The organism is Deltaproteobacteria bacterium, assembly GCA_016874775.1.
Classification (GTDB): Bacteria; Desulfobacterota; Binatia; order Bin18; family Bin18; genus VGTJ01.
In genome coordinates this window covers 21453-42021 of sequence record VGTJ01000026.1, presented here as the reverse complement: position 1 = coordinate 42021, position 20569 = coordinate 21453, and the positions used below count along the sequence as shown (strand labels likewise).

General features: G+C 53.1%; 19 protein-coding genes. 13 read left to right on the top strand and 6 right to left on the bottom strand.

From position 1 onward, the window contains the following. Together FJ147_06585 and FJ147_06580 are read right to left on the bottom strand one after the other, a co-directional pair. A partial coding sequence (locus FJ147_06585; GenBank protein MBM4255550.1) for a hypothetical protein occupies positions 1–220 on the bottom strand: 220 nt, incomplete at its 3' end. 517 nt (positions 221–737) lie between these two features. After that, positions 738–1664 carry an alpha/beta hydrolase gene (locus FJ147_06580; protein MBM4255549.1) on the bottom strand — a complete coding sequence of 309 codons (927 nt, stop codon included), beginning with the start codon at positions 1662–1664 and terminating at the stop codon, positions 738–740. A 213-nt stretch (positions 1665–1877) separates the two neighbouring features. Between FJ147_06580 and FJ147_06575 the strand changes: the two genes are divergently transcribed. Further along, on the top strand, positions 1878–2528 hold the full coding sequence (locus FJ147_06575) for a nitroreductase (GenBank protein MBM4255548.1): 651 nt from the start codon (positions 1878–1880) through the stop codon (positions 2526–2528). A 138-nt stretch (positions 2529–2666) separates the two neighbouring features. Here FJ147_06575 and FJ147_06570 read toward each other — a convergent pair whose 3' ends face one another. The 4 genes from FJ147_06570 to FJ147_06555 form a co-directional block, all read right to left on the bottom strand. Beyond that, positions 2667–3278 carry a Uma2 family endonuclease gene (locus tag FJ147_06570; protein ID MBM4255547.1) on the bottom strand — a complete coding sequence of 204 codons (612 nt, stop codon included), beginning with the start codon at positions 3276–3278 and terminating at the stop codon, positions 2667–2669. Positions 3279–3347: 69 nt separating this feature from the next. Next, a complete protein-coding gene (locus FJ147_06565; protein MBM4255546.1) occupies positions 3348–3656 on the bottom strand; it encodes a hypothetical protein in 309 nt (102 codons plus the stop codon). Positions 3657–3759: 103 nt separating this feature from the next. Next, positions 3760–4251, bottom strand: a complete 492-nt coding sequence (locus FJ147_06560) for a hypothetical protein (protein MBM4255545.1) — start codon at positions 4249–4251, stop codon at positions 3760–3762. A gap of 84 nt (positions 4252–4335) precedes the next feature. Next, positions 4336–4548: a hypothetical protein gene (locus FJ147_06555; protein MBM4255544.1), complete on the bottom strand. Its 213-nt coding sequence runs from the start codon at positions 4546–4548 to the stop codon at positions 4336–4338. A 256-nt stretch (positions 4549–4804) separates the two neighbouring features. On the opposite strand from FJ147_06555, the gene guaB reads away from it, so the two are divergent. From guaB to FJ147_06495, 12 genes are all read left to right on the top strand, one after another. Continuing rightward, positions 4805–6274 carry an IMP dehydrogenase gene (gene guaB, locus FJ147_06550; GenBank protein MBM4255543.1) on the top strand — a complete coding sequence of 490 codons (1470 nt, stop codon included), beginning with the start codon at positions 4805–4807 and terminating at the stop codon, positions 6272–6274. Between the two features lie 110 nt (positions 6275–6384). Further along, positions 6385–7914, top strand: a complete 1530-nt coding sequence (gene guaA / locus FJ147_06545) for a glutamine-hydrolyzing GMP synthase (protein ID MBM4255542.1) — start codon at positions 6385–6387, stop codon at positions 7912–7914. Positions 7915–8050: 136 nt separating this feature from the next. Next, on the top strand, positions 8051–11527 hold the full coding sequence (gene dnaE, locus FJ147_06540) for a DNA polymerase III subunit alpha (GenBank protein ID MBM4255541.1): 3477 nt from the start codon (positions 8051–8053) through the stop codon (positions 11525–11527). A gap of 8 nt (positions 11528–11535) precedes the next feature. Next, entirely contained in the window at positions 11536–12927 is a 1392-nt protein-coding gene (hflX, locus tag FJ147_06535) for a GTPase HflX (GenBank protein MBM4255540.1), read from the top strand. A 44-nt stretch (positions 12928–12971) separates the two neighbouring features. After that, positions 12972–13616, top strand: coding sequence for a CDP-diacylglycerol--glycerol-3-phosphate 3-phosphatidyltransferase (locus tag FJ147_06530; GenBank protein ID MBM4255539.1), 645 nt, complete (start codon positions 12972–12974; stop codon positions 13614–13616). A gap of 115 nt (positions 13617–13731) precedes the next feature. Further along, entirely contained in the window at positions 13732–14496 is a 765-nt protein-coding gene (locus tag FJ147_06525; GenBank protein ID MBM4255538.1) for a hypothetical protein, read from the top strand. Between the two features lie 79 nt (positions 14497–14575). Further along, complete coding sequence (locus FJ147_06520) at positions 14576–15916, top strand: 3-hydroxy-3-methylglutaryl-CoA reductase (GenBank protein ID MBM4255537.1); 1341 nt, start codon at positions 14576–14578, stop codon at positions 15914–15916. Between the two features lie 100 nt (positions 15917–16016). Continuing rightward, on the top strand, positions 16017–16895 hold the full coding sequence (locus FJ147_06515; protein ID MBM4255536.1) for a diacylglycerol kinase family lipid kinase: 879 nt from the start codon (positions 16017–16019) through the stop codon (positions 16893–16895). Between the two features lie 72 nt (positions 16896–16967). Then, entirely contained in the window at positions 16968–17726 is a 759-nt protein-coding gene (locus FJ147_06510; protein ID MBM4255535.1) for an SDR family oxidoreductase, read from the top strand. A 111-nt stretch (positions 17727–17837) separates the two neighbouring features. Further along, on the top strand, positions 17838–18470 hold the full coding sequence (locus tag FJ147_06505) for a class I SAM-dependent methyltransferase (protein MBM4255534.1): 633 nt from the start codon (positions 17838–17840) through the stop codon (positions 18468–18470). 27 nt (positions 18471–18497) lie between these two features. Further along, a complete protein-coding gene (locus FJ147_06500; GenBank protein MBM4255533.1) occupies positions 18498–19118 on the top strand; it encodes a ribonuclease HII in 621 nt (206 codons plus the stop codon). Positions 19119–19178: 60 nt separating this feature from the next. Continuing rightward, the gene (locus FJ147_06495; GenBank protein ID MBM4255532.1) at positions 19179–20543 is read left to right on the top strand and encodes a 2-oxo acid dehydrogenase subunit E2; all 1365 of its coding nucleotides are present in this window, start codon (positions 19179–19181) and stop codon (positions 20541–20543) included. Positions 20544–20569: the final 26 nt, after the last annotated feature.

Here is a 20569-nt window from a genome sequence, read left to right as displayed (position 1 = left end):
TATCGTAAATGAACCAGAAATAGACTTCGTTACGCCACTGTACCCAGTTGAGGTTATCTCCGCCGTTTGAATGAAACGTATGGCGCATGCGGTACCACATCTGTAGTTCCGCGTTACCGATACGTGTTGAGGCGAATGACGATGATACTATCCCAAGTAGGGTAGCGACACCGAGCAAAGCGCTCAGAATTGTTATTTGTATTCTACGAGTTGTCCTCATGTATAACTGCCCTCCTTACCCCTAAAGAAATCATTTGCGATAGAAGTGAAATAGATCTCTCCATGCCCTGCTATTTCAATGAAAAATGCAGTGGTGTTCACTACTTGTGCGCCACTTCCCCCTTTCCCGCTAGAAGACACTCCCTGTCGTTTCCGCTTGGATGCGAATCCGGCGCTGTCTTCACGTCGCTGTCGTTACCACCGAAGTCGTCGAATGCCCACAATCAATGCTGTAGAGACCCTATGTCAACAGCAAAACCCCTAAAGGACGACTTTCTTAATGTCGCGCCTTATAGCCCAAAAGGACTAGAAGTGCAAGTTTTTTTGCGCGAATTTTTACAGGTGGTAAGAACGGGGACATCGTTCTTCTGGAAAGGCCCGTCACCGCTGGCTTATCCAGCAGTGACAAGAGCCAACGATCCTCACCAGGGGAGTGTGTTTGGGCGTACGCCTTTGTCGGAATGACAAAGACAAGAATTGGCTACGCATTGTAGTGTGCTTAGCACCAAAACACTGAGCTACTGCTGGTCAATGAAATCCTTCAACCGTTGCCGGACGTCCTCTGGTCGTTCCTCGGTGGGGTAATGTCCGGTTCCCAGAACAACGTACAAATCTGCGGTTGATACAGTTTCCTTAATCTTTTTTCCTTCGTCCAGTGGTACGTACGTATCTCGATCGCCCCAGATCAGTTGCGTTGGAATTTTGAGTTGGGCCAGATTGGGGATGGCTTCACTTTTTAATACTGAATCGAGGTTCAGTTCTTTCACTTGTTTGAGCAACGCCACCCGCGCACCAGGATCATTCTGGAAGACTTTCAGATAATCATTCATTACTGAATCTGACATCGATTTGGGTTTATCGACACCACCGCGGAGCGTGCGTTGTAAAAACCAGTCTCCGGTGAGCGTGCCACCTACCAGTGGGATCTTCAGGAGCCAGAGACCGGGGGCTGAATGGCCGGGGTGGAGGGGGGTATTCAGAAGCGCAAGCTTGCGCACTTTCCCTGGGTTACGAATGGCATACACAGTAGCGATGGAACCGCCGATGCCATGCCCAACGATAATGGGATTCTCAAGATGAAACCCATCAATAAACTTACTGAGCTGGGTGACATAGGTGTCGATGCTGTATACCTGATTCTGCGGTTTTTCTGAGAGCCCTGAGCCCATTAGATCGAGCGCATAGATCGTGTTGCCATAGGTGAGCCCAGGGCTGATACTGCGCCAGATGTTTGACGATGTGAGAAAACCGTGCAGAAAAATGAGCGGCTTGCCGAGTCCGTCCTGGCGATAGTGCAATGAGACGCCATCAATCTCAACATATTTCGCGTCCTGGTTCTGTTCTTTGAGTTGCTGCGCTGTGAGGCTCGTTCCCGATGGACCACAACCGACCGTACTGACCAACAGCATTGTGAGTATGCTCGTGACAACGGACCACCGTTTCATCTGTCCTCCTCGCTTATGAATGCCGCCTGTTGCGTCTGCTGATTTGACAGGCGCATAGGCGATCCGCACAATGCACAGCCTGGCAAACACTGCTACGTAGCGACTTGTATATGATTGTGGCTGGCTAATCTAGTGCTGCCATTCCCTGTTCCAGTTGTGAGTGGGGTGCGGGACATAGAGACTAGACGGCTGACTATGAAAGGAGACCCTCATATGGCTGAACTTGGACTGTTTGAAGCAATGTTTTCGACGCGGAGCTTGCGTCATTTGAAAACGGACCCTGTTCCTGACGATGTAATCCACCAGATTCTCGATGCAGCGATTCGTGCCCCGAGTGGTGGGAACAACCAACACTGGCGGTTCCTGGTCGTCAAAGATCCCGAGGTGAAGAAACAGATCCAAAAGGTCTACCAAAAGGGGTGGGGGGATGCACAGTCGATGTACCGTAATCGTCCTGCGCCTACGCATCTGGGTGAACAGAAACTGCGTGGCATTCTTGATGCCGCGACGCACCTGGCTGAGCATTTGGCCGAAGCGCCAGTGCTCATCATTGCCTGTCTGAAAGAACGACCGATGCCTCCAGCGCTAGCGGCGAAGCTGTCGCGGTTGTCTGGATCGAGCATTTATCCGGCGGTACAAAACATCCTGTTAGCTTGTCGAGCCCACGGACTGGGCGCGACGTTGACCACCGTTGCTTCGCTGTATGAGGATGACCTTAAACCCATTCTCAAACTGCCTGATGATGTGAACACCTACGCGCTGATTCCGATTGGGTATCCGCGTGGCAAGTTCGGGCCAGTGACCCGCATGGCGGTTGAGGAAGTGGCGTGTGTGGATCAGTGGGGGAAGGCGTTTAAGAAGTAGTCGGTAGCCAGCACGGAGGCAGAGTAGCCAGAAGTCAGCATGGGAAAACAAGTAGCCAGTAGCCAGCATGGGAGAATGAAGAGGCAGCATCACATTATTCCTTTTTCTCTACTGACTACTGAATGCTGACTACTTTCTTCACGGTAAAAGATCCGCAACCGAGATGCTTCCGTGCGGCGCAGCCAATGGCGTTACCGCATCTGTCGCGAGATAAAACGTGCAGGTGCGATACGCGTGTCCGTGCGGCTGATTGGGCATGGGGATCGGATCGCGAAAAACTTCTAAGCGTCGATCGACTAAATTCAGCACCCAATATTCCTGGATATCGGCACTGGCATAGAGGCTGGATTTTTCGCCACGATCGAAAGCAAGAGTGGACTCTGCAACTTCGACAACGAGCAGGGCTGTTGCTGGATGGGCTGCGGCGTAATCTCGAACTGAGCCTTTGACAACTGCGATATCAGGTTCTGGTTGCGAAAAGGGAGAAAGATTCAAAGGTAATTGCATTCGCAAGACACAGCCAGAAGCGAACAGCGTCCGTAAAGCTTCGTAAGCAAGGAGTACGCTGGTTGCATGTGGACTGTTTTGTGGACTCATCGCGATAATTCTTCCTCCGATAAGCTCTACATGTTCCCCTGGGCGAAACACGCCCTTTTCCGCCATCTCGTAATACTCAACACAAGTCCACAGGCGAGTATGAGGTTCGGAAGGACACCCCTCGGTTGCCAAAGTCTGTACGACTGCTGCCATGTCCTGAATTCTATCCCCTTTACTCGGATTGGCAATCAGGCAGTGGAAATCAGAAATGAGAATCGTCTCTTACCCGAGCACCTCTTCGTATGCTCCAGGTTCAAAGCCGATCAGTAGTTTTTTCCCTTTGCGCACGGTTGGCGCACGCAGGTTTCCCGAAGGACCAATCATTACCGCGAGCAATTCTTCACGACTCGGTTTATCTTTGTCGAGACGAAAGCGAACAACTTTCTTTCCTTTTGCTGCGATAACTTCGGATACCTCGTGAGTGAGTTTGAGGGCTGCGTCTGGACCAATACGCTCTTTGCGCGCATCGACGAGGGTTTTTGCCGAGATGCTTTTCTTCGCAAGAAACTCTTGCGTCTTGCCACAGGTCACTCACCCAGGGCGATGATAGTACCAGTCAACCGTTCCCGCCATACGTTCCGCTCCTCCTCAAAAAAAATCATAACTCAAACGACGCCTAAAACCGCAATCCTGCTCAGGGCTTTTTCCGCAAACTATTAGTGATAATCCACTCATAGCCATCCACCAGCGCCATCCAGGCCGAGGCGAGCAAGTCGCGTGACTTACGCATCGTGCTCCATTGGTGACGGCCGTCGCTAAACTTTTGTACTGAGACGACTTCTGCCGCTGTTCCTTCGCCACCACGATGGGTATACGACTCCATGACCCGCACGCCTTCAATAAACGGGAAATGTTCGATTAACACGCGCTGCAAGGCTTTATCAAGCGCGTTGACTCCACCAACGCCTTGGGCAGCACCAAACGCTTCATGGCCGTCGATCTCTACGACGACAACTGCGTCGATGGCACTACGTCCATTCCATTCCTCGTCCACCACGCGCCACCGAATGACGCGAAAGGGCGGGTTGTACATCGGATTGCCTCTCCAACGCTCGACCTCATGTGACGCCTGCGGTGCAGTGGCGGCATCAAAAAACTCTGTGGCTGGGACGTGCCGATCTGTCATGATGACTCCGTTGCAGTAAACTCCATTATTCTGTTTGTAACCATCGGAAGTGGACGAGATTCCTACAGTTAATTCTGTAGTGCCTTACTCTTGCGTCAGGGTATCCCAATGAATCTCCCAAAACTGTGGGAGCGGAGGCGCGAATTCAAAGTGACCACCAAAACACTCAAAGCTGGGCTTATGGGTCAGGCGTTCGCGCAGCAAATGCAAATATTCCTCAAGATCCGCATTCTTCGGTCTGCCAATGTCGACCCGCTGTCGTTGGCCACATTTCTTACAACTGATATCGATATGCATAGCCCTCCGCGCAGTGGTCACGAGTCAACTGGTTTCTATTTGCCTACCACGATCGTGCCATGAATCGCAAGTTCAGCGATGCCCAAAAAGGGTCACGACCTACTACATCTTGTAGGTGAGGCGTGCGGCTTGTCAAATTTGTAGGGGTTTGTTAAGAAAAGCCATGACAGTGACCCCGTACGAACGAACGAACCCAAAGCCCGTCTTCCACAAAGTAGATGGGCTTTTTTGCATCTGCCGGTGAGAGGATAGTGCTATGCTCCCGACCGTAATTCCTGAAGGTCTTACCTTTGATGATGTGTTACTTGTCCCTGCGATGTCGGATTTCATGCCGAAGGATGCCGATGTCTCGACATTGCTCAGCCGCAATATCCCGCTCAACGTGCCGCTCGTCAGTGCCGCGATGGATACTGTGACCGAATCGCGCACGGCGATCGTCATGGCGCAGTCTGGTGGGATCGGGATTGTCCACCGCAATCTCAGTATTTCCGACCAAGCTGCAGAAGTCGAAAAAGTCAAGAAATTTGAAAGTGGGATGATCACTGACCCGGTGACGATCACGCCGGACCTGTCCATCGCCGAAGCGCGGACGATCATGGAGCGCTACCATATTTCGGGACTGCCTGTGACGAAAGACGGCACCCTGGTCGGTATCCTCACAAACCGTGACTTACGCTTCGAGAAACGGCCAGATCGGCGTGTCGCGGAAGTCATGACCAAGGAACGCCTCGTCACTGCCCGTCCAGGGATTAGCCTTGAGGAAGCGAAAGACATTCTGCATCAGAATCGCATTGAAAAGCTGCTCGTCGTTGATGAGCGGATGCGTCTCAAAGGGCTGATTACGGTCAAAGATATCCAAAAGACGATTCAGTTCCCCTATGCGTGTAAAGATAGTCAGGGGCGTCTGCGCGTGGGGGCAGCGATTGGAACGGGTGATGATCGCGAAGCTCGCGTAGAAGCGTTAGTGCGGGCGGGAGTGGATGTTGTCGTAATCGATACTGCGCACGGCCATTCGGCCGGTGTGATTGAGACCATCCAGATGGTGAAGCACACGTTTCGGCAATTAGATGTCGTTGCTGGCAACGTTGCAACCTCCGAAGGGACTGCGGCGTTAGTCGAAGCTGGAGCAGATGGGATCAAAGTTGGCATGGGGCCGGCATCCATTTGTACAACGCGTGTGGTCTCGGGTGTTGGCGTCCCTCAACTCACGGCTATTGCCGATAGCGTGCGGGTAGCGTCACCAGCCGGGGTGCCGGTGGTTGCCGATGGTGGAGTACGTTTCTCGGGTGATATTGTCAAAGCATTGGCCGCAGGCGCACACACAGTGATGATGGGTAGTATGTTTGCTGGCACTGCCGAAAGCCCAGGTGAGACCATCCTGTACCAAGGACGGACCTATAAAGTATATCGTGGGATGGGGTCGCTCGAAGCGATGCGCGAACGTGAAGGAAGCCGCAACCGCTATTTTCAAGATGACGAAGAAAGTGCAGGAAAGCTGGTTCCTGAAGGAATTGAAGGGCGAGTACCGTACAAAGGGAGCCTCTCCGCGATCGTCGATCAAATGGTCGGTGGCATCAAAGCCGGCATGGGGTACACTGGCTGCCCGACCCTGATTGATCTACGCACCAAGGCGAAATTTATGCGCGTGACCTCGGCTGGATTGCGCGAGAACCATGTGCACGATGTCATTATCACCAAGGAAGCACCGAACTATCGATTAGAGTAGAAAAAATAGCTGTCAGCGCTCAGCCTTCAGCAGTCAGCCAAAAGTGGCCGATTGCAAAATCTCCTCAGAAGCTGAAAGCTGATCGCTGAAAGCTGAATGCTAGTGTAGTCATGATTCTTATCCTCGACTTTGGCAGCCAATACACCCAACTCATCGCTCGCCGGGTGCGTGAGGCGAACGTCTATTGCGAGATTCACCCCTACAACCTGTCGCTTGAACGTATCAAAAAGTTACAACCGGAGGGCATTATCCTTTCTGGCGGGCCAGCGAGCGTCTATGCCAAAGATGCACCGATGATGGACGCACGCGTCCTCGATGTGTCCGTGCCGTTCCTGGGCATCTGCTATGGCATGGGGGTGTTGTATCAGTTGACCGGTGGCTCGGTTGCGCAAGCAGACCGACGGGAGTTTGGCTCTGCGCAAGTTGTTATTGACGATACCGCAGACTTGTTTGCCGGATTCTCAGCGACCGCTGAAACTCGCGTGTGGATGAGCCACGGCGACAAGATGGAATCTCTGCCGCCAGGGTGGAAAATCTTGGCGCATTCCGCCAACTCGCCGATTGCCGCCTCGCGGGACCAGACGGGCCGCTTCTTCAGCTTGCAGTTTCATCCTGAAGTTGTCCATACTGAGCGTGGTCGCGAGATCCTCAAGAACTTCTTGTTTCGTATTTGCCAGTGCACGCCCGATTGGACGATGGCAGGATTCATCGAGCGTGAGACCGAGAAGATTCGTAAACGAGTGGGAGATCAACAGGTCGTATGTGGGCTGAGTGGTGGGGTGGATTCCGCCGTTGTCGCCTTGTTGATTCACAGAGCGATCGGCAATCAGCTCACGTGTGTCTTTGTCGATAACGGCCTGCTGCGCAAAGATGAAGCAGAACAAGTTGTTTCTGTCTTTTCGAAGCTTGGACTCAATCTGCGTCATGTAGATGCGACGCAGCGGTTTCTCAGCAAGCTGGCTGGTATCGAAGACCCGGAGCAGAAACGGCGCATCATCGGCCATACCTTCATTGAGGTGTTTGATGAGGCGGCTCATAGTCTTAAAAATGTTCGCTTTCTTGCACAGGGTACGCTCTATCCAGATGTGATCGAGTCGGTGTCGTTCAAAGGACCATCGGCGACGATTAAGAGCCATCACAACGTGGGTGGGCTGCCTGAACGGATGCGTTTGGAATTGATCGAGCCGTTACGCGAATTGTTCAAAGACGAAGGACGCGTGCTGGGGCGCTTGCTGGGGCTACCAGAGGAAATCATTGGCCGCCAGCCGTTTCCGGGACCAGGCCTCGCCATTCGTATTCTCGGGCCAGTCGAACCTGAGCATCTGACGATCTTGCGTGCGGCGGATGCTATTGTCGAAGCGGAAATTCGTGCGGCAGGGCTGTACGATAAAGTGTGGCAAGCGTTTGCCGTACTCCTACCTGTCAAAACCGTTGGCGTGATGGGCGACGAGCGAACCTACGAAAATGTGATTGCGTTACGAGCCGTCGAAAGTGTGGATGGTATGACTGCCGACTGGGCGCGTTTGCCGTATGATGTCCTTGGCAAGATCTCCAGCCGCATTGTGAATGAAGTCCGTGGAGTGAATCGGGTGGTGTACGACATCTCGTCGAAGCCACCGGCAACTATAGAGTGGGAGTAACTAGCGATTGACGAACAGAACCGGAGAACCGGAGAATGGGAGAACCGGAGAAAAGAAGAGAAAGCCCTCTCTCTAAATCTCCGATTCACCGTTTCCCCGTTTCTCGGATTCGGCGGGGTTGAGTGAGGTAGGTACAATGAGTTTCGTTCATCTACATCTGCACACGCAGTTTAGTCTGTTAGATGGCGCCAATAAGATTAAGAACCTGATGCCCCAGGTGGAGAAACATGGCATGCCTGCGGTGGCGATGACCGATCATGGCAACATGTTTGGGGCGATCGAGTTCTATCGGACCGCAGCGCAGCATGGTGTGAAACCTATTGTTGGCTGTGAGGTGTATGTTGCACCTAAAAGCCGACTCGATCACAGTGGTGGCTCTGGTGCAGATGAACATGAACACGGCGGTAATTTTCATCTTATCTTGTTAGCGATGAACCTTGATGGCTATCGTAACTTATGCCGTCTGGTTTCTGCCGGTTTTACTGACGGCTTCTATCGCAAGCCACGTATCGATAAGGAACTGATGCGTGAGCATAACACAGGGATCATTGCGCTATCAGGTTGTTTGAGCGGCGAAGTCGCACGGGCCATGTTAGTAGGCAAAGAACACCTCGCTCGCCAAGCTGCGGAAGAGTATGCCGCGATTTTCGATGATCGCTTCTATATTGAGATTCAAGCCAACCACCTTCCCGAGCAGGAGAAGATCAATCCTGCCCTGATTGAACTCTCGCGTCAGTTAGCGCTCCCCTTGGTTGCAACGAATGATTGTCATTATCTCAAAGCTGAAGATGCCGAGGCGCATGAAGTTTTGCTGTGTGTGCAGAGTGGCAAAGTCTGGTCCGATGAGAAACGCTGGCGCTTTGGGACGAACCAACTCTATGTGAAGTCGCCGGAAGAGATGCTGGCCGAGTTTTCTCACTGCCCAGAGGCGATTGCCAATACGGTCGAGGTAGCCAGTCGCTGCAACTTGGAACTCTCCTTTGGGAACTTCCTGTTTCCTGTCTACGATGTTCCGAAGAAAGAGACGCTTGAAGAAGCATTGAAGAAGAAAGCTCGGGCTGGACTTGAGGAACGGTTCGAGCAGATTCGTGCCTATACGCCTGAGTGGAATGCTGAAAAAGAGCAAGAGTACTACGATCGTTTGGAGTTTGAACTGCAAGTCATCGAGAAGATGGGGTTCTCTGGGTACTTCCTCATCGTCTCTGACTTCATTGGTTATGCCAAGTCGCAAGGCATTCCTGTTGGTCCAGGTCGTGGCTCGGCTGCTGGTTGTCTTGTTGCCTACTCCACGAAAATTACTGATGTCGATCCGATTCGTTACCAACTGCTCTTTGAGCGGTTCTTGAATCCTGGCCGTAAGAGCATGCCTGATATCGACGTCGATTTTTGTTTCGAACGTCGCGATGAAGTCATTCGTTATATCAAGGAGAAATACGGGTCCGACAAAGTTGCCCAGATCATCACCTTTGGAACGCTCAAAGGCAAACAAGCGATAAAAGATGTCGGTCGCGTGCTGGAATTTTCCTATGGTGACACCGATCGTATCGCGAAACTCTATCCAGCGCCGAAGCAGGGCAAAGACTTTCCTCTAGAAGCGGCGATGGAGATGGAGCCGCGGCTGCGCGAGCTGCGCGATAAGGGGGACAAAGAAAAGAAGCTGTTCGATTATGCGCTGAAGCTCGAAGGCCTGCTGCGTCATGCTTCAAAGCATGCTGCTGGCATTGTGATCTCACCGGCGCCATTGGTTGAGCACATTCCGCTGTTCGTTGATAAAGAAGGCAACGTGCTCACGCAGTATTCCGGTCCTGATGTCGATACCATTGGGTTAATCAAATTTGACTTCCTCGGATTGAAAACCCTGACGTTACTTGATGACACAGTAAAGCGCATCAAGAAGAGTCGTGGGGTCGATGTCGATTTGAGTACGCTACGCATCGATGACAAAAAGACCTATCAAGATCTCACTCGCGGTGAAACTGTGGGTGTCTTCCAGATGGAAGGCAGCGGGATTCGTAAACTCATCACTCAGCTTAAGCCGAGCAGCTTTGAGGATATCATCGCCGTGATCGCCTTGTTTCGTCCCGGACCGCTGGATAGCGGTGCGGCGGAACAGTTCATCAAACGCAAGCACGGCAAAGAGCAGATTTCTTATTCGCACAAGTTGCTCGAACCAGTGCTGAAAGAGACCTACGGCGTGACCATCTATCAGGAGCAGGTCATGCAGATTGCCCAGGTCTTGGCAGGATACAGTCTTGAAGATGCCGATAACCTGCGGCGCGCGATGGGTAAAAAGAAAAAGGAAGTGATGCAGGAAGAGCGTGCGCGATTCCTCAAGGGCACGACCAATCAGAAGATCCCCGAGAAACTCGCGGGTGAAATCTTCGATCAGATGGAGACGTTTGCGGCATATGGCTTTAACAAATCACACGCAGCTGCCTATGCGTTGATTTCCTATCAGACTGCGTATCTCAAGTCGCATTACCCACAGGAGTTCATGGCCGCGCTCATGAGCCTTGAGATGGGCGATACCAACAAGACCTATAAGAATATCGCTGAGTGCCGCTTGCAAGATATTCCGGTGTTACCGCCAGACGTCCATGAGAGCGATGAAGGCTTCACTGTCAGTGGCGAAACGATTCGTTTCGGTCTTGGGGCGGTTAAAGGAATTGGCTCAAAGGCTATCGAAGCGATGCAAGTTGCCCGCCAGGACGGTCCGTTCACTGATCTGCACGAATTTTGTTCACGCGTGCGAGGTTCGCAGGTCAACAAACGCGTGCTGGAAAGTCTCGTTAAGTGTGGAGCGCTTGATTCGTTCAAAGTCTCGCGCGCGCAGCTTTTCGCCGAGATCGAACCGGCGATGAAAAAGGCGGACCAAGAAGCGAAGGGTGAGAGTAACGCCAATCAGCTTGGGCTCTTTGCCAGCCTGCCGACAAAGAATGGCAATGGCCGTGCAGAACTGCCGAAGATCGAAGAGTGGAGCGATACTGACAAACTGAAAAACGAGCGAGAGACGCTCGGATTTTTCATTACCGGCCATCCGCTCGACAAGTATGTGGGGCGCCTCCATGGCGTAGTGTCATTAACGACCGAGTCTCTTGGTACGCGGCAGCATCAAGAGAAGGTCAAGCTCGCTGGCGTGGTGCATTCATTGAAGCTCAAGAACAATAAGAAGGGGGACCGCTACGCGACCTTCACTTTAGAAGATAAAGAAGGGGTGGTTGAAGTCATCGTTTGGCCTGAAGCGTATCGTCAACATGAAGCGACGATTCATGCCGATCAGCCTGTGTGTTTGAGTGGCACGCTGGATGTTGATGAAGACCGGTGTCAGGTGATCGCGAATGAAGTGGTACCGCTCGAATCGGTCGCGACGAACGAAGTGAAGCAAGTACATATCCAGGTGCCCGCCGATGTGGCGACCAGAGAAGATATGGTCGCGTTAAAGGATGTGTTGCAGCAACATTTGGGGAACTGCCAGACGTATCTTCATTTGTTGCGGCCGGACTACACCGAGACCATCATCGCCTTACCGCAGGACCTGAGCGTCGCGCCGACCCGTGCGATGCTGGTGGCGGTAGAGCGCTTATTTGGCAGCGGAGTGGCGTCGTTTCGCTAAAGATACCTATGGGACGACAACGCGACCTTACCGACAGCATTGATCCCAAGGCGGGTTATTACTACACCTCTCAGCCTGGACCGGAGCGAGTCGTCTTAGTTGGGGTGGAACGCTCGCGGTCCGATACCCGCACTGCTAACGGCGTCCAGTTTTTGGCCGAGGATTCACTTGAGGAGTTGGCACGCCTGAGTGATACGGCTGGGTTGACAGTGATGGGCACGATCAGCCAACCGTTACGTGACGGTATTCATCCCGCTACTTTCATTGGCTCGGGTAAAGTGTATGAGGTGAAAGAGCTGGTGATCGATACCAAAGCCAACGCTGTCATTTTTGATGATGATCTTTCTCCAGCGCAACAGCGGAATCTGGAAAAAGCACTGGGAGTGAAAGTCATCGACCGTAGCCAGTTGATTCTCGATATCTTTGCGCAGCGAGCGCAGAGTTTAGCCGGTAAGCTGCAAGTTGAACTCGCCCAGCTTGAATACTTACAGCCGCGACTGACACGCCAATGGTCCCATCTTTCGCGTTTAGGTGGCGGTGGCGTTGGCACGCGTGGCCCTGGTGAGACACAATTGGAAGTTGACCGTCGTCGTATTCGTGAGCGCATATCAACCTTAAAACGCCGCCTCCATGATGTTGAACGGACTCGCTCCCTACAGCGTCAAGAACGTGAGCGCGTGCCGTTTCCGACTGTCGCTTTGGTTGGGTATACCAACGCTGGGAAGTCCACGTTAATGAATACCTTAACCCGCGCTGGCGTGCTGGTTGAAGACAAACTGTTTGCGACGCTCGACCCCACCAGTCGCCGGGTGGACCTGCCTGGCGGACAACCCATACTCGTGACTGATACGGTGGGTTTCATTAACAAACTTCCACATCAACTCGTCGATGCGTTCAAGAGTACGCTGGAAGAGGTACGAACTGCGGATGTGCTACTTCACGTCATTGACGCGACCCATCCTCGTTGGGAAGACCAACAGCACGTGGTTGAACAGGTGTTGGTGGAATTGGCAGCTGGAGAGAAACCAACGCTGACGGTATTGAATAAGCTCGACCGTCTTCCTGCGGACGAAGACGCTGAAAACTCTCCTCGGCTCTTGTTGCATCAGGCTGCGAATTCGCACGGTGAGGGGCAGGTCTTTGGCATCTCGGCGCGAACCGGGGAAGGGGTACCGCAGCTCTTGTTAGCACTCGACCATTATTTCGAGCAAAGCCGCGAAATGATTCACTGCGAACTGCCGTTGAGCGCGGGACAATTGCTGGCGTGGTTGCGTCGCTCTGGCAAAGTGGTAGAAGAGGCGTACTCTGAGACAGCAGTCTCAGTAACCGCACTGGTTTCCAAAAAGGTTGCCGGGCAGTTACGAAAGCGGCTGGCAGAGACACCATCAGAGGCGGTATAGATTATAGTGGCGCAGAAAGAGCTGTTTTGATTCCTTCAGAAATCCTGAATTTGCCGAACTGCCTAACCCTACTACGCATTGGGGCCATTCCGCTTTTTCTCATTCTTCTGACTGATGGGCGTTATTCGGAAGCGCTGGTGGTTTTTGCGTTAGCTGGTATCACGGATTCGCTTGATGGTGCGATTGCCCGCCTGACGGATTCTCGTACCACCTTGGGTTCGTACATCGACCCTTTAGCTGACAAACTCCTCCTGGTCAGCTCCTTTCTGATTTTGACCTTCTTGGGATTCATTCCCCACTGGTTAGCGATCCTGGTCATTAGTCGTGATGTCATTATCCTGCTCGGATTTGGTGTCTTATTCATGATCACTGGCCGGTCGATCGTGATCAGGCCGACGTTTATTGGTAAGGCGTGTACCTTTTTCCAATTGCTGACGGTGACGCAGACACTCGTAGCGTTGCATAATCCCGAATGGAGATTCTCGTTGTTGTGGTACGGCACATTAGCGCTCGCTGGTGGGGCGACGGCGGTATCAGGACTACAGTATTTGGCGCGGGCGTTTCAGTGGCTCCATGCGCAGGAAGAAGAGCCGCCGTTGCAGATCGCACCGGAAACTCGAGGGGGAAGTCCTGAGCTGCAACAGCGATACACAGTGCAGGAACGAAAGACCGAGGCAACCAGGAGTTGAGAGAGGCGAGCAGGTGCTCCACACTATTTGCGTAAAGGCGACACGTAGTTTAACTAGTGGAGAGGGATCTTGTGCGTTGCCGTAGGAGCAACCTGAGAGCCGAGAGGGGTGGATTGTGATCCGGGTGTTTCCGCGTGTCGAAGATACGAAGGTGATGGGCCTGTTCCGCAAAGGAGTGGAAGGGCAATGGTCTGCCGCTCAGCTTGAGTGGGAGCGCCCGGTGTTATTGGACGCGTGTGAACAACGCGCTCTAGCGCATGTCTTAACCCCGATTTACCTGGGGGAACAGACCGCAATGCTTGGGGCAAGTTCTGTCATTCCCCAGTTTTTTGCTGCCCATCAAACCGAAGCGCAATTGTATCTTGCCACCTTTCTGCTCGATGAAGCACGTCACTTCGAAATCTTGACCCAGTTTTATCACAAGATCGATCAGCGTCCCCTTGAGGTCCGGGACCTCAAGGAAATTTTCCGCTATCAGGCACGCCTGTTCAAATCGCGCGACAAGGTAGAATGGCTGTGGGGAATTTTGTTAAGCGATGTCTTCTCACGTCATTTCTATAGTATTCTTGCCAAGCTCTACCCAGGCTCGTTGTTTTCCCATATTGCCAGTCGCATTCTGCTTGATGAAGCACGCCACTTGGCTTTTGCGGAGTTATCACTCAGAACGATCCTGGCTGAGGAGCCAGAACGAGCACCGAGCTTTCTCACTATGCGTGACGAACTGCTGGCGCTGATGAAAGCGATGCAACGGGCGCTGAAAGAACAAGCCAATACCATCGGTCTTGATAGTGCACTGCTGATTTCTATTGTGAGTGATGACATTGAGAAGAAGGCGCGTCGCTTGCGCCTGATCGAAGCAGAGCCAAGTATCGATGAGTAGAAATATTGCCGCCGAAATTGCGAAAACTCATTCCTTACCCGTTTCTTTCCTCTGAGAACGATGACCTGTACAACCAACCATGAAACCCTCGCGTTCCACCTCTCGCCAATTACCGCATTGGCCTCGGGCCAATCGCCCCGAACAGCTCACTGAACGACAAGATCACTTGCGTGCTCTGCCACACTGGCATGCGGCTCATCATCATGTGCTGTCCTGGCCTGTTACGGCTGAGGTCTTGGCGAATTTCCAAGAATGCCTTGCTGGACACATGGTCCTTCCGGTTGGTGTCGTCGGACCTATCACGCTTAATCTCGGACAGTATTCGCTGACTGGAGACGGGATGGTGCAGGAGGATGCACGACAAGATGATCGTGTCTTTGTTCCACTAGTGCACACCGAAGGTGGACTGTCGGCGTCGATCCAGCGCGGGATTAGTGCTGTTGCCCTCGCTGGTGGAGTAAAGACTTACGTGCTGGCCGACCGCATGACGCGTGATTCGTGTTTTGTCTTCCGTTCCACCGAAGAAGCCCTGAGTCTTGCGCGGTGGATCGAGACACAGACGGTGGCGATGGCGAAATGGCTAACCATATCTGCTCGGGAAAAACGCCATACACCACAAGAATCCAGAACAACGGGAGAGACTGAAAAGAAAGCGTTGGCTCCAACTGCAGTGATGAGTACTCATGCGGTGTTACGTGAAGTGCAAACGCATGTGATCGGCCCGATGTGCCACGTCCTGTATCGCTTCACCACAGGTGATGCGTGTGGGCCAAATATGATGACTCGTAACGCCTATGCGTTGAATCAACAGTTCGTGCTTGAGCGATTTTCCCGTGAAACAGGTATCACCCCGCTCCACGTGTTCTTGGAAACAAACATGGGAGGAGACAAAAAACCGAGTCACGCGTTTTTTCAGTTTCCTGGCCATGGGAAGGTGGTCGTCGCAGAAGCAACCCTCCCAGGTGCTGTCCTGCGCCGCGTGTTACGGGTGAGTGCGGACAGCGTTGTGGCCTTGGAGCATGCAGGGTTGCATGGGGCCCATGCGAGTGGAATGCAATCGTTTGCGTTTACTCCGGCCTCGGCTGTGGCTGCAATCTTTGCTGCCACAGGGCAGGACCTCGGCATGGTAGGGACGAGTAGCATGACCCAGGCCACTGCGACGCGTGTCGATGATGGGATTCACCTCACTATTCGTTTCTCTGGCCTTGAAGTTGGTACACTCGGTGGCGGAACCAGCTTACCCCATGCACAAGCCTACCTCCAACTCATGGATTGCCTTGGCACGGGAAAAGTGTACCGCTTCGCACAGATCATTGCCGCGACAGCGTTATGCTTGGAGTTGTCGGCAGCCGCGAGTATGGCAACGACGGGAAGTGAGAATTTTCTCCAAGCGCATTTCGAGCGCGGTGGCGTTCGGTAAGATAATGCAAAATGAAAAAGTAAAAATGAAAAATTGCAAACGAGGATTTATTTCCGTGTATTCTTCATTTTGAACGTCGCATTTTGAATTTTGTATTTTTATGAGATTGATCGTCAATCCAACCTCCGGTCGTGGGCGTGGCGCAAAAGTCGCTGAACAGGTGAGCCGCATACTGAACGCCCGGGGGGTTGTCCATGAACTCTGTGCGAGCGCCACTCCAGACGAGCCCACCAAACTCGCGCAAGCCGCGGTCAAGGACGGGTGTCCGTGTGTGGTGGCGATTGGTGGCGATGGACTTGTACATCAGGTTGCCAATGTTCTAGTTGGAACCGAGACGACGCTCGGCATCATTCCTGCGGGCATAGGCAACGATTTTGTCCGAGGCTTACGATTGCCTCTGGAGATAGACAAGGCAGTTGAGGTGATCGTTGATGGTGTCGATCAACGCGTCGACGTCGGCCAGGCGAACGACCGCTATTTCTTATCGGTGGCAGTGATTGGGCTTGCGGCTGAGATCAATCGCCGAGCCAATCAGTTCAAACGGCTTCGTGTCAGTGCACTCTATACTGCCTTGACTGTGATCTCCGTGTTTCTCGATCGTCCTGTGCGATTCACGATTCAGTATGATGGCCAAATACGACAGTGCTTCAGTTGGCTGGTTGCGATTGGCAATACCTGGAGTAGTGCACGGGGGATGGCGTTAGTTCCGGCTGCCCGAGCCGACGATGGGATACTAGACGCCTGCATCGTCAATGGTATGGGAAAAATTGAATTGCTGTACACCTTCCCGCGCGTCTTTGCAGGTCGGCATATTTATTCGACCGGGATCGACTCGATTCGTGGACGCGAGCTTACGGTCAGCGCCGCATCTCCTTGTTCGGTATTCGCTGATGGTGAGTATGTTGGTCCGCTACCCATGACATTGCGAGCGGTACCGCGGGCGCTGCAAGTGCGAATGCCGAAGGTTCGCCAGCGGTAGGAAAAGCCTTGGGGATGTGGTACAGCAGGGCCAAACGTACTCTACTGATCGGAAGCAGAGGGGAGTGTCATCATGAACTTGGCGGGAAAGACTGCCGTCGTAACTGGTGGAGCCTCAGGAATCGGGCGCGGAATCGCGCTACGACTTGCTCGTGAAGGTGCAAATGTCGCTATTTTCGACATTAACCTTACCGGTGCGGGAAACGTTGCTGATGAAATCCGCATGCAAGGCCGTAAAGCACTGGCCTGTCACGTTGACGTAACGAACCGTGCGCAGATTGATGCTGCAGTCCAACTCACACGCAAAGAGCTTGGACCGATTCAGATCTTAGTGAATGATGCAGGGATCGGAACGTTCGTGCCGTTAGCGGAGATGACTGAAGCGCAGTGGGATCAGATGATTGCCATTCATCTGAAAGGGACGTTCAGTTGCACGAAGGCCTGTGTGCAAGACATGATCGATGCGAAGTGGGGAAGGGTAGTCAACATTTCCTCGGTTGCCGGTTTAGGCGGCGCCGCAGGTTTAACTCATTATTCTGCGGCCAAAGCGGCCATCATCGGCTTTACCAGAGCACTGGCGCAAGAACTTGGACCGATGGGGGTTACCGTCAACGCTATTGCGCCTGGTTTGATCGACACCCCGATCTTGTTCAAGGACGGACGTATCACTGGTCGCATGCAGAAATTTATCGATATGACGGCTCAACGCTCTCCGGTACGTCGGGTTGGTGCTCCTGCCGATATCGCGGCAGCGTGTGCGTACCTGGCTTCACCAGATGCGAGTTTTCTGACTGGACAAGTTGTGAGCCCAAATGGGGGCATGTACACGTAAAACGGAAAGCGGAATCCGTAATTCGTAAAGGGAAGGGCTGGGTGGTTACGTCTTACGCATTACGCACTACGGATCACGGGCTTCACTCCAAGGAAAAGGAATCATATCGAAATGTCCTCTCCATTTACCCCCGAAATGTTCGACCGCATGGATGACAGTGACGATGCTTTGTTCTATGCCTCTCCGCGGAAGGTGGTCCATATCGATGATGGTGCCATTGCTGCTGCCGGTCAGGCGATTGCCGAGATATTACCGCCCAATGGTGTGTTACTCGACTTGATGAGCAGTTGGCGTTCACACTTCCCTCAAGGGTTCGCTAAGCAGAAACTCGTCGGCCTTGGTCTCAATGCGGAGGAAATGGCAGATAATCCCGATCTGGATGAGCATTTTGTCCACGATCTCAACGTGAATCCACGTCTGCCATTTGTTGATGAAACCTTTGGTGGTGCGGTGGTCACGGTCTCGATCCAGTACATGACTCGCCCGCTGGAAACGTTTGCTGAGATAGCTCGTATCTTGAAGCCGTCCGCACCGTTTCTTGTTCTGTATTCAAACCGTATGTTTCCAACGAAAGCCGTACGCGTGTGGCAATCGTTACGTGATGGCGCACGCGCGAGTCTCATCCGCGCCTATTTTGATCATGCCGGTGGGTTTGAAACCCCGGAGTTTCGCGACTTTAGTCTCACGCCGGGAATTTCTGATCCGCTCTTTGCCGTATGGGCACGGAAGACAGCTACGAGGTGAGCAAGATCTTGCATGGCAACCCGTACGATGTTGCCTCGACTCGATGAGGAGCGGGCTCTGTGGCAACAGGGGCTCTCTGCTATTGCAGGCGTTGATGAAGTGGGAATGGGGCCACTGGCAGGACCAGTCGTTGCGGCGGCAGTTATCTTTCCTCCAGACCTTACCTCAGGCGTTGATTTGCCAACACACTTTCCCGCTGATGTCCGCGACTCGAAAACGTTAACCCTGAAATCCCGCGCACGGCTGGATCAGGAGATCCGTGCGGTCGCTGTCGGGATCGGTATTGGCGTCATCGAAGTTGACGAGATCGACCAGATTAACATCTACCAGGCTGGCCTGAAGGCGATGCGGTCAGCGTTGGCTCAACTTCCTGTCATGCCCGACCACGTCCTCATTGATGGCCGTGCGTTGAAAGACCTCACGGTGCCGCAAAAAACCTTCATCAAAGGGGATCGCGACATCTACTCCATCGCTGCTGCGTCGATCATTGCGAAAGTCCATCGCGATCGGCTGATGATGTCACTCGATGTGCAGTACCCTGGGTATGGATTCGCACGACACATGGGGTATGGGACACCGGCCCATCGTGACGCCATTCGTCGCCTGGGCCCATGTCCGGTCCATCGACGCTCGTTTCGGCTGTTGTAAGGGGCGGGGTTTCAAGTCATACCGTAACCTCGATATACTGGGCACTGGAGGTATGTGGGTATGGCCATTGAGATCGTTATGCCGAAGCTGAGCGATACGATGGAAGAGGGGAAAATCCTCAAGTGGCTCAAAAATGTCGGGGACAAGATCGAGATGGGCGATATCATCGCCGAAGTCGAGACCGACAAAGCCGACATGGAGATGGAAGCGTTGGATGCCGGTATCTTGGCGGAAATTCGCGTCCGCGAAGGAGAGTCTATCGCGGTCGGTGGTGTCATCGCTATCCTCAGTGAAGATGGAGTTGGTGTAACCGTCGGCGCATCACCGTCGAAAAGTGAAGGAGTAAAGCTTGCTGTGTCTGTTCCGCCTTCTGTAGTTGAGGTGGAGGAAAAGGAAAAGCCTATTGCAGAGGCGCCCATGCCGCTACCGCAAGCCTCAGGGGTGCAAGCGTTGCCCATACCAGAGCGGAAAGTACGCGAACTCCGCGAGCCTCGTCCGCGACGTGAATCACACGAAGCGACTGGAGATGGTGAACGCGTCCTTGCTTCGCCGTTAGTCAAGCGGATGGCAGAAGAGCATCACATCGACCTGGGGCAAGTTTCTGGTAGCGGCCCCAACGGTCGTATCATCAAGCAAGATATTGAAGCATATCTCGCCAAGGCCCCTGCCCAACCGTCCTCTACGCGAGCCTCGGTAGGAGAACCGACACCAGCACCGGTTGTGACTCCGATGGTTACGTCAGGCGGGACGAAACAGACATTTTCGCGAATGCGAGCGACTATCGCTAAGCGCATGGCTGATAGCATGCGTGAAGTCCCCCATTTCTACGTGACGTGCGAAGTCGATATGTCTGAAGCCGTGCGCTTACGTACGGCGCTCAAAGCCAGCGATCGCGTCCAATCTGACGTCACGTACACACACTTCCTCATCAAAGCCGTGGCTATTGCACTCGAACGTCATCCACGCCTCAATGCGGCATTTGCCGAGGATGGACGCGAGCTGAAAGCAGAGATTAACATCGGCATCGCTGTATCGCTTGAAGACGGTTTGATCGTGCCAGTGTTGCATCACTGTAATAAACTGTCATTACTCGACATCGCCTCCCAAGGGAACGCGTTGGTGGAGCGGGCGCGGTCAGGAAAACCGGCGGGAGATGATCTTTCTGGTGGCACGTTTACGATCTCGAATATGGGCATGCTACCGATCGAGCATTTCACGGCGATTATCAACCAACCGCAAGGCGCGATTCTCGCAGTCGGCGCCATTAAAGAGCGTCCTGTTGTTCGTAATGGACAGGTGGTGATTGCCCATACGATGATGGTGACACTGTCGAGCGACCATCGCATCTTGGATGGTGTGACCAGCGGGCAATTCTTGACTGAGGTGAAAAAACTCCTAGAAAACCCGGTCGGCCTGATGGTATAGAGGGGTGTGACAGAGCTGGACGAACA